9 protein-coding genes are annotated in these 10675 nt (G+C 71.0%); 4 read left to right on the top strand and 5 right to left on the bottom strand.

Annotated features, from left to right (window positions below; genetic code table 11):
• The coding region (locus ABZV38_RS05090; RefSeq protein ID WP_356324664.1) for a transposase at nt 1-170 on the bottom strand (170 nt) is incomplete at its 3' end.
• A gap of 59 nt (nt 171-229) precedes the next feature.
• Entirely contained in the window at nt 230-1099 is an 870-nt protein-coding gene (locus ABZV38_RS05085; protein WP_356324640.1) for a DUF4184 family protein, read from the bottom strand.
• A 198-nt stretch (nt 1100-1297) separates the two neighbouring features.
• Between ABZV38_RS05085 and ABZV38_RS05080 the strand changes: the two genes are divergently transcribed.
• The 3 genes from ABZV38_RS05080 to ABZV38_RS05070 all read left to right on the top strand — a co-directional run bounded on the left by ABZV38_RS05080 (nt 1298) and on the right by ABZV38_RS05070 (nt 4279).
• Nucleotides 1298-2962: a lytic transglycosylase domain-containing protein gene (locus ABZV38_RS05080; protein WP_356324638.1), complete on the top strand. Its 1665-nt coding sequence runs from the start codon at nt 1298-1300 to the stop codon at nt 2960-2962.
• A gap of 156 nt (nt 2963-3118) precedes the next feature.
• Entirely contained in the window at nt 3119-3256 is a 138-nt protein-coding gene (locus ABZV38_RS05075) for an SPW_0924 family protein (protein ID WP_356324637.1), read from the top strand.
• A 12-nt stretch (nt 3257-3268) separates the two neighbouring features.
• Complete coding sequence (locus ABZV38_RS05070; protein ID WP_356324634.1) at nt 3269-4279, top strand: DUF3068 domain-containing protein; 1011 nt, start codon at nt 3269-3271, stop codon at nt 4277-4279.
• Here ABZV38_RS05070 and hrpB read toward each other — a convergent pair.
• Nucleotides 4266-6776 carry an ATP-dependent helicase HrpB gene (hrpB, locus tag ABZV38_RS05065; protein WP_356324632.1) on the bottom strand — a complete coding sequence of 837 codons (2511 nt, stop codon included), beginning with the start codon at nt 6774-6776 and terminating at the stop codon, nt 4266-4268. The genes ABZV38_RS05070 and hrpB overlap by 14 nt on opposite strands.
• A gap of 100 nt (nt 6777-6876) precedes the next feature.
• Entirely contained in the window at nt 6877-7689 is an 813-nt protein-coding gene (locus tag ABZV38_RS05060) for a class I SAM-dependent methyltransferase (RefSeq protein WP_356324630.1), read from the bottom strand.
• A 397-nt stretch (nt 7690-8086) separates the two neighbouring features.
• Between ABZV38_RS05060 and rpsA the strand changes: the two genes are divergently transcribed.
• A complete protein-coding gene (gene rpsA / locus ABZV38_RS05055) occupies nt 8087-9604 on the top strand; it encodes a 30S ribosomal protein S1 (protein WP_356324628.1) in 1518 nt (505 codons plus the stop codon).
• A 95-nt stretch (nt 9605-9699) separates the two neighbouring features.
• Here rpsA and ABZV38_RS05050 read toward each other — a convergent pair whose 3' ends face one another.
• Entirely contained in the window at nt 9700-10662 is a 963-nt protein-coding gene (locus tag ABZV38_RS05050) for a right-handed parallel beta-helix repeat-containing protein (protein WP_356324626.1), read from the bottom strand.
• Nucleotides 10663-10675: the final 13 nt, after the last annotated feature.

Raw genomic sequence — 10675 nt, 5'->3', positions numbered from 1 at the left:
CGCGCCGCCATCGGCTCGACCGACTTGCGCCGCCCATCGGTTAGCAGCCCCCGCAGGTAGACCTGTCCCCACCGACGCTGATCATCACGCGCGAACGGCTCGAAGACCTCTGCCGCGAGGTCCTCCAACTCGCCACGCACAGACGCAATTTCTTCCGGAGTCACACGCATTCAACGACACATTGAACCCACAGGACACGCACCACCAACACTGACCTGACCAAGCCCTACTAGTCGCCGGGCGGGCTTGTTATCAGGCCGGTCCGGTGGCCGGGTGGTGCGGTGGCGGTGGGTGGCTCGTCCCCGGGCCGGGCTCGGAGCCGTATCCACGTTCCGTACAGCACCAGGCCGACCGCAAGGCCGGCTCCGGCGCCGAAGCATGCGGTCGGGATGATGTCCAGCGGTGTGTCGATGTGCCCGAAGTACGCGTACCAGCGGGCGCACCGGTGGACGGTGCCGAGCAGTACGCAGGCGCTCAACAGGACGCCCGCGTACCACCGTGCCCGGCGGTCGAGGACCGGTACGGACGGTGGGACGGGCCGCGCCCCGGTCCGTCGCAGCCCGGACGCGGTGAACCAGACGAGCACGGTCAGCGCCACCGCCGAACTGCCGTACTGCACGCACTGGAACACCGGGAAGCCGCCGGCGTTCTCATTGAGGACCGGCACCAACCGGGTGCCCCACCGGTCGTGGTGGGTGAACGCGTCCCACACCACGTGTGTGCCCGCCCCGATGACGGCCGACACAGCGAACCACGCACCGTCCCGCACCCCCCACGGGCCCCGCCGCTCTCCGCGTACGAAGGTGTGCACGCGCCCCTGCCAGGGCCCCGGCAGCAGCGCCACCAGCGGTTCGCGCAGCAGCAGCCACAGTGCCACCACGGCCGCGGTGATCAGGACATCCACCGTGAAAACACCCCACACGGCATGGGTGATCTGCCCGAACTCCATTGCGCCAGGGATCGCCGTATCCGCGTAGTACGTCATGTCGGGGGCGAACGAACCCGCGACGAGCGCCGAAGCGAAGAGCGGCCCGCGCGCGGTGCCGTTGCGTCGGACGACCGGCAGTACGGCCGCTGCATGGCTGAGGGTGAACGGCATGGCCGCAAGTATGCGCGAGCACTGTGGTGCGGATCCGATGGACACCCGACACCCGTCGTTCAACTTGCAGTCCGGAACGTGAAATACCAATAAAAATCGGTCAGGCCACTGTGTTCGGGCGGCGCAAGTTGCCGTAGGGTCGCCTGAGTCCTCGCGCTGGGGAGCGCGGGCAGCCGTCGATGGGGAGGGACCAGACGTATGGCAGCGCAATTCGGCCGCCGACTGCGCCGAGGGGCGACCACTACTGCGGTGGCCGCAGTTGCTGTGGCGGCGCTCTCCGCGTCACAGGGCCCCGGCGCAGTGCTCGCATCGGACGGTGGCGGCGGTGACCAGCGCACAGCCGGATCCGCACCGTCCGACGACAGCGCGGCCACCGGCAACTCGCCGTACTACACGGACCTGCCGCCGCTGGTCACCCCCAACAAGCCCGGTACGTCGACCAATCTGCCGATCACCGGCAGTGCGGAGTCCGGCATACCGGCCTCGGTCCTGGATGCGTACAAGAAGGCCCAGCGGTCCATCGCGAGCAGCGACGCGGCCTGCCGGCTGCCGTGGCAACTCCTCGCCGCGATCGGCAAGGTGGAGTCCGGCCAGGCCCGCGGCGGCCGGGTCGACGCGAACGGCACCACGTTCTCCCCGATCCTCGGCCCGGTCCTCAACGGCCAGGGCTTCGCGATGATCAAGGACACCGACAACGGGGCGTACGACGGGGACTCGACGCACGACCGTGCGGTCGGCCCTATGCAGTTCATCCCGTCGACATGGGCGACCTGGGGCCAGGACGGCAACGACGACGGTCGCAAGGACCCCAACAACGTCTATGACGCGGCGCTCGCCGCCGGGCACTATCTCTGCGCCGGTTCCCGTGATCTGGCGATCGCGGCCGATCTCGACCGGGCGGTCCTCAGCTACAACCACTCGAACGAATACCTTCGTACGGTCCGCTCCTGGTTCGACTACTACAAGCGCGGCACGCACGAGGTCCCCGACGGCACCGGCGTCGTCCCGCCGCCCCTCGACGGTGGTACGGACCCGAGCCCGAACCCCGGCACCTCGCCGTCCCCGACCCCGCCCGCGAAGCCGAAGCCGGACCCGAAGCCGCCGAAACCGGGCGGCGGTTCGACCGACCCGAAGCCCTCCACCCCCCCGTCCACCCAGCCCCCCAAGCCGTCCCAGACGCTCGCCGGTGTGGAGAACGCGGGCACCGGTGCGCTGACCGCCACCGCGGGCGACGCGTTCGCCGAGCGGATCAAGGTGCGGGCGAAGAACAGCCTCGGCGGGCCGCTCGCCAAGGTGTCCGTGACGTTCACCATCGCCGGTGACACGGACGCCCGCTTCGAGGGCGGCAAGAGCGCGGTCACCCTGGCCACCGGACCCGACGGCACGGTGACCGCCCCGGTGCTGCAAGCGGGCGAGACAACGGGGGAGTTCACCGTCCGGGCCATCGCCACGGGCCGCTCGCTGCCGGCCGTCACGTACCCCGCGACCGTCACCGCCCGGCAGGCCGACGCCATCGCCCGGACCGACGACAAGGCACTGACCGCGGCAGCCGGCGCCGAGTTCGCCGACACCGTCGAGGTCAAGGCCACCTACAAGGGTGCGATCGCGTCCGGTGTCGCCGTCACCGCCACGATGATCACCGACGGGGACACTCCGGCCGAGAACGACAAGGGCCCGTACTTCAAGGACGCGGACGGCAGGACGGTCCGCACCCTGACGGAGCTGAAGACCGGCGCCGACGGCACGCTGAAGCTCCCGAAGATCTACGCCGACGGCACCGCGGGCACGTACAAGCTCCGCCTGACCACCGAGGGCGGTGCGACAGTCGTCATCGAGCTCACGGTCGAGGCCCCTGCCGCCTGACCCCTGGGTGTACTGACCCGCACCGCGTTCACCGAGCAGCCCCTGTGCCACCACCCGGCACAGGGGCTGCTCTACGTGTTCTCATCTCGCGCCTGCGTTGCTACGGTGCCCCAACCCTGACGCCCCGTCAGGTGAGCGCTCTCCGGGAGGCCGAGCATGCGTGCCGTCATCGCCGCCGCCATCGGGCTGGCCGCGGCCCTCGCCCTCGTGTTCACCATCAGCGCGATCGGCGCTCCCCCCGGCGAGACCTCGCCCAAACCCCTGCTGACCACCGTCCCCGGCCCCAAGAAGTAGAGGGAGGGCGCCATGCGTCGCCGAGCCGGCCTCGTACTCCTGGCCTTCGCCGTGTTCTTCGCCGCCTTGTCGCCACTGCTGCGCTGGTACGCCTTCCCGAGGCTGGCGAAGATCCCGCCGAGCCAGTACCAGGAGATGGTGCTGGAGGCGAAGCCCGCCACCCTCCTCGACTACAACGACGGCATGAAGGTCAAGCAGGTCCCCAAAGTCACCATCGTGCAGACCCTCAAGGGCAATGTGGAGGCGTCCGAGAAGATCGAGCGCAGCGCCGGCCGCGACGTCGTCGTCTGGGACGGCCTCAGCTACGTCGTCGACCCGGACGGCAAGATGGTCTCGGAGATCCCCGAGCGCTACATCTTCGACGCGCACAGCCAGGCCCCCGTCCACGCCACCGGCGAGATGGTCGACGGCGACCCGGTCGAGCGCGAGGGCATCGAGTTCAAGTGGCCGTTCCTCACCCAGAAGCGCGACTACGAGTACTTCGACGCCCAGAGCCGCACCACCTCGCCCATCCACTACCAGGCCACCCGGAAGTTCCGCGGCATGGACGTGTACTACTTCGAGCAGACCATCCCGTGGACCGAGGTCCCGATGCCGAAGAAGATGCCGATCAAGGGCGTCACCGCCGAGCAGGTCGCCAAGACGGGCATGACCCGCTGGTACACCACCAAGCGGATGTTCTGGGTCGACCCGGTCACCGGCGCGCCCGTGAACGGCGAGGAGATCCACAAGGAGGAGCTGCGCAACGCGAAGGCGATGGGCATGCCCCAGGACACGGTCACCGCGTTCGCCGGGCACGTGAAGATGCGCGAGGACTACATCGACTACACCGTCGCCCTGGTGAAGTCCCAGCGGGTGCTGGTCCTGCTGCTCACCTCGTACCTGCCGTGGGGCTTCCTGGTGCTCGCCGCCGGGCTGCTCACGCTCGCGCTGTGGCTGGAGGCGCGGTCCCGGCGGCCGGGTGGCCGGCAGGCGGAGCCTTCGGCCGCACCCGCCCCGGATCCGGCGCCTACTCCCGCCTGAGCCGCGCCGAGGTGTACCGGGTCGCCTGCACCGTCGTCGGGTCCTCCGGCCACGGGTGCTTCGGGTAGCGGCCGCGCAGCTCCGCCCGCACCGCCCGGTATCCGTCCCGCCAGAACGAGGCCAGATCCGCGGTGACCGCCGCCGGACGGCCCGCGGGGGAGAGGAGATGGACGAGGACGGGCACCCCGGCCACCTTCGGTGTCTCGGTGAGACCGAACAGCTCCTGGAGCTTCACCGCCAGTACGGGCTGCCCGCCGCCGTACTCCACCCGGATCCGCGACCCGCTCGGCACCTCGATGCGCTCCGGTGCCAGCTCGTCCAGCCGGGCCGCCTCGCCGGTCGCCCACGGCAGGAGCCGCCGCAGCGCCTGCCCGGCGTCGATCCTCGCCAGGTCGGAGCGGCGGCGGGCCCGGGACAGTTCGGGCTCCAGCCACTCCTCGGTACGGGCCAGCAGCGCACCGTCCGACACATCCGGCCACGGGGTGCCCAGCTCCCGGTGCAGAAAGGCGAGCCGCTCGCGCAGCAGCTGTCCGGTCTCCCGGCTCCAGCGCAGCAGCCCGAGCCCCTCGCGCCCGAGCCCGTCCACCAGCGCCGCCCGCACCAGCTCGGGCCTCGGCTGCTTCAGGGCGCGCACCGACAGTTCGACGGCGCCCAGCCGCTCCACCGAGCGCGCCACCACATCGCCGTCCACCCAGCGGACCTCCTCACCGGAGAACCGCAGATGTCCGGCGGCCAGCCGCGCCGTGTCCTCGTCGATGACGGCGGCGAGCCGCACCCGGGCGGACGCCGCGTGCGCCGGGCGGTCCGCGACCGCCACGGCCAGCCACGGCGCACTGCGCAGCCGCGACCCGTCCCCCAGTTCCGCGCCCGTCCCCGATGCCATCAGGAAGACTCCTTCGCCGCGGGCCCGCGCCACCCGCTCCGGGAACGCCAGCGCCGCCACCAGGCCGACGGCCGCATCGTCCGAACCGCCCTGCCCGGAACCCTCGCCGCTGCTCCCGATGGACGACGACAGCCGCCGTACCTCCTGCCGCCAGCGCGCCGCATAACCGTCCCCGCCCCGTCGTGCGGTACGCAGCGCGGCCGCCAGATCGTCCCCGTACTCCCGCGGCGGCTCCTCACTCAGCAGCGCCACCACCTCGGCCGCCCGGCGGCCGCCGACCTCGGCCGCACCGTCCAGGAGCGCCCGCGCGAGCCGCGGATGCAGACCCAGCCGGGACATCCGTACGCCCCGGTCGGTCACCCGGCCGTCCGCGTCCACCGCACCGACCGCCGTCAGCACCTCGCGGGCCGCGCCCATGGCGCCGGCCGGCGGTGGATCGAGAAGCGCCAGACCCGACGCGTCCGGATCGCCCCAGCACGCCGCCTGCAGCGCGAACGCCGCCAGATCGGCCACCTTGATCTCCGGCGACGGGAACCGGGCCAGCCGACCGTCCTCCGCCTGCTCCCAGCACCGGTACACCGCCCCCGGCGCCTCGCGCCCCGCCCGGCCCGCCCGCTGCCTCCCCGCCGCCTGCGAGGCCCGTACGGTCGTCAGCGCGCTCAGCCCGCGCGCATGATCGGTACGCGGCTCCCTGGCCAGGCCCGAGTCGACGACGATCCGAACCCCCGGCACCGTCAGCGACGACTCCGCGACGGAGGTCGCCAGCACCACCCGGCGGCTCTCCGACGAACCCGCCAGCACGGCGTCCTGCACCGCCGCCGGAGCCCGCCCGTGTACCTGCAGAACCTCTGCGGGCACCCCCGCCAGCTGTCCCGCGACGCGGCCGATCTCGCCGACGCCCGGCAGGAAACACAGCACATCGCCGTCCCGCTCGGCGAGCGCGCGGCGCACCACCGAGGCGACATGCGTCAGCAGCGCCGGATCGACCCGCATCCCGTGCGGCGGCCTGACCGGCTTCACCGGCGGGGCCCACACCACGTCCACCGGGTGCGACACGCCCTGCGCCTCGACCACCGGCGCGTCGCCGAGCAGCCGGGCCCAGCCCTGAGCGTCCGTCGTCGCCGACGCGGCGACCAGCCGGAGATCGGGCCGGATCGCCTCCCGTACATCGAGGAGGAACGCGGCGACCGTGTCCGCGTCCAGATGCCGTTCATGGCACTCGTCGATGATCACCGCATCGACCCCGGCGAGCTCCTGGTCGCGCTGGAGCCGTTGCAGGAGCACGCCGGTGGTCACGACCTCCACCACCGTGTCGCGCCCCACGACACGCTCCCCGCGCACGGTGAACCCGACGCGCCGCCCGGTCTGCTCCCCGAGGAGCCACGCCATCCGTCGCGCCGCCGCCCGGGCCGCGATCCGGCGCGGCTCGGCCACCACCACACGGCGCGCGGGGCCGCCGCCGACCAGGCCCGCGAGGACCAGCGGTACCAGCGTCGTCTTGCCGGTGCCGGGCGGTGCGCAGAGCACCGCGACACCCCGGTCGTCGAGCGCCTGCCGGAGCGCGGGCACGGCGGTACGGACGGGCAGCCGGTCGAGAGCGTCGGTACGGATCACGCCCCCAGTCTCGTACGACCGGCGCCCGGTCCCGTACGGCGGGCACCCGGTCCCGTACGGCGGATGGCACCCGGTCCCGTACGCCGGACGGCGGGAGCGCTCAGTCCCGGACGCAGACGAAGATCGCCGTACCCGGGATCAGGTTTCCGCGCAGCGGGGACCAGCCGCCCCACTCCTGGGCGTTCCAGGCCGGCCACTCCGGCTCGACCAGGTCGACCAGCCGGAACCCGCCGGCCACCACGTCCCGCACCCGGTCGCCCACCGTCCGGTGGTGCTCGACGTACACGGCGTTGCCCTGCTCGTCCTGCTCGACGTACGGAGTGCGGTCGAAGTACGAGGCGGCGACCGACAGGCCCTCGGGGCCCGGCTCGTCCGGGAACGCCCAGCGGATCGGGTGCGTCACCGAGAAGACCCAGCGGCCCCCCGGGCGCAGCACCCGGTGCACCTCGCGGAAGGCCTGGACCGGGTCGGCGACGAACGGCACCGCGCCGTAGGCGGAGCAGGCCAGGTCGAAGGAGCCGTCCCGGAACGGCAGCACCCCGGCGTCCGCCTCGACGAGCGGTACCCCGCCGCCGATCCGCAGCGCGTGCTGGAGCTGGCGGTGGGAGAGGTCGAGGGCGACGGGGCGGGCGCCCCGGGCCGCCAGCCAGCGCGAGCACTGCGCCGCGCCCGCACCGATTTCCAGGATGTCCAGGCCGCTCAGCGACTCGGCGGGGCCGAGCAGAGCGGCGTCGGCCTCGTCGAGACCCTCCGGACCCCAGACGAAACGGTCGTCGCCGAGGAAGGCGCCGTGGTCGCTCTGGTACTCGTCGGCGTTCCGGTCCCACCAGCTGCGACTGGCCCGGCTGCTCTCCGCTTTCCCGGCGCTGCGGCGGGTCGCTTCCGGTTCGGCGGTGTAGATCTCTTGGCTCATCGTGTCCGTCGTTGTAGTTTGCCTTCACCCCGTTGCGCGAGGTACGTACCTGGGGGTACCTGCGAGTACGAAACGCGTATTCACGCAACACGGCCGGGGCCGATGTGGCCTCGGAGAACAAGAATTGTGTCGGGTTTGGGCCTTTGTGCCCCGGGTGTGCACCTTCGCGCATTGACCCTGCCCGGCTGCCCCCGTATGCTACAAGTTGCGCTGCGAGCCTGCGCGCCTCAGACCTAGCAGGCCGCGCTTGCGTCTGTTGCATGTCCCCTCGGTTCACGAGGCGCCTCCCGCTCGCGGGTCGGGTGCTTCCCAGGCTGTCCGGCTTCTGCAGAGGCGATACGGGCTCACGGCGTAGCAGTACCTACGACTCACTGTCCGTACCGGAGCCCTTTCCCACATGACGAGCAGCACCGAGACCACCGCCACCACTCCGCAGGTTGCGGTCAACGACATCGGCGACGCGGACGCGTTCCTCGCGGCGATCGACGAGACGATCAAGTACTTCAACGACGGCGACATCGTTGACGGTGTCATCGTCAAGGTTGACCGGGACGAGGTTCTCCTCGACATCGGTTACAAGACCGAAGGCGTCATCCCGAGCCGCGAGCTCTCGATCAAGCACGACGTCGACCCGAACGAGGTCGTCAAGGTCGGCGACGAGATCGAGGCCCTGGTTCTCCAGAAGGAGGACAAGGAAGGCCGCCTGATCCTCTCGAAGAAGCGCGCTCAGTACGAGCGTGCCTGGGGCACCATCGAGAAGATCAAGGAAGAAGACGGCATCGTCACCGGTACCGTCATCGAGGTCGTCAAGGGTGGTCTCATCCTCGACATCGGCCTCCGCGGCTTCCTCCCGGCGTCGCTCGTGGAGATGCGTCGTGTCCGCGACCTTCAGCCCTACGTGGGCAAGGAGCTCGAGGCGAAGATCATCGAGCTGGACAAGAACCGCAACAACGTGGTCCTGTCCCGCCGTGCCTGGCTCGAGCAGACCCAGAGCGAGGTCCGCCAGACCTTCCTCACGACCCTGCAGAAGGGCCAGGTCCGCTCCGGCGTCGTTTCCTCGATCGTCAACTTCGGTGCGTTCGTGGACCTCGGTGGCGTCGACGGTCTCGTGCACGTCTCCGAGCTCTCCTGGAAGCACATCGACCACCCCTCCGAGGTTGTCGAGGTCGGCCAGGAAGTCACCGTCGAGGTTCTCGACGTCGACATGGACCGCGAGCGCGTCTCGCTGTCGCTCAAGGCGACGCAGGAAGACCCGTGGCAGCAGTTCGCCCGTACGCACCAGATCGGGCAGGTCGTTCCCGGTAAGGTCACGAAGCTCGTTCCGTTCGGTGCGTTCGTGCGCGTCGACGAGGGCATCGAGGGCCTGGTCCACATCTCCGAGCTGGCCGAGCGCCACGTGGAGATCCCGGAGCAGGTCGTCCAGGTCAACGACGAGATCTTCGTCAAGGTCATCGACATCGACCTCGAGCGTCGTCGCATCAGCCTCTCGCTGAAGCAGGCCAACGAGGCCTTCGGTGCCGACCCGGCGTCGGTCGAGTTCGACCCGACCCTGTACGGCATGGCCGCGTCCTACGACGACCAGGGCAACTACATCTACCCCGAGGGCTTCGACCCCGAGACCAACGACTGGCTCGAGGGCTTCGAGGCTCAGCGCGAGGTGTGGGAGACGCAGTACGCCGAGGCGCAGGCGCGCTTCGAGCAGCACCAGGCCCAGGTCATCAAGTCCCGCGAGGCCGACGAGGCCGCTGCGGCCGAGGGCGCTGCTGCCCCGGCCGGCGGTGCCCCGGCTGCCTCCGGTGGCACCGGTGGCGGCGGGGGCTCGTACTCCTCGGAGTCCGCGGACAACTCCGGCGCCCTGGCGTCGGACGAGGCCCTGGCTGCCCTGCGCGAGAAGCTGGCGGGCGGCCAGAGCTGACGCTCTGACGCTCCGGTCGGTCATCGACTGCAGTAGCTGACAAGTGAGGCCCGCTCCCTTCGGGGAGCGGGCCTCACTTGTTTCCGCGGCCGGGGCTACGGCGTGACCGTGATGTTGGTCAGGCCGTTGCCGCCGGTCACCGTGTTGCTGCTGTAGACGGTGGTCGGGCAGCTCGCGCTGTAGTTGGTGACGTTGAAGGCGATCCGCTTGTCGCCTGTCGAGCCGGACAGATCCGAGGTGTTGTCGCGGAACACGGCGCCGCAGCCCCAGCCGCTCTGCTGGGTGTGGGTCTCGTAGCCGTTGTTGGTCGTACGGGAGCCCGTGTTGCCCTCGACCAGGACGTCATTGCCCTTCACGTCGACCCAGGAGTCGTCGTAGTTGGCGCCGGTCAGACCGCTGCCTTCGAAGGTGTTGCCGATGATCTTCGCACCGGTGGTGCCTTCCTTGATGTCGACGTTCTCGCCGCCGACGCCCGGCCCGATGGTGTTGTTCAGGATCTGCGCCCGGTCGCTCCGGTCGGTGAGATCACCGGCCGTGCCGACGTAGACGCCCTCGCCCATGCCGCGGCCGTCGTGTCCGGTGTCGTAGATCCGCGAGTTCTTGATGACGCCGTTCGCGCTGGACTTGCGGAAGTGCACGCCCTCCATGTCCAGGTCGTGCACGGTCACCGAGTCGATGACGACGCCGTTGGCGGCGTCGGCCATGATGCCCTTCTGGCCGCCGGTGACGGTGACGCCCTGGACGGTCCAGTAGGAGGCGCCGTTGAGGTGGAGCCCGTAGCCGCCGCTTGCGGTGAGGACCGCCCCGGCCGAGCCGGTGAGGGTGATCCGGGCGGCGGCGGTGCCGGGGACGGTCGCCTTGAAGTTGCCGGTGTACGTGCCGTCGGCGAGCCGGATCGTGTCGCCGGGGACCGCGGCGGCCAGGGCCGTCTTGAGCTGGGCGGCGGTGCTCACGTCGATGACCGAGGCGGCGTCGGCGGTGGTGGCGGAGACGAGGGCCAGGCCTCCGGTGGCGAGCGCCGTGGCCAGCAGGGCGGGGAGCAGCGTGCGGGTGCGCATGGGGGTGCCTTCC

Source organism: Streptomyces sp. NPDC005181 (genome assembly GCF_040608395.1).
GTDB lineage: Bacteria > Actinomycetota > Actinomycetes > Streptomycetales > Streptomycetaceae > Streptomyces.
Note: the sequence above shows the minus strand (reverse complement) of the source record. Positions and strands in the feature narration are given on the sequence as shown.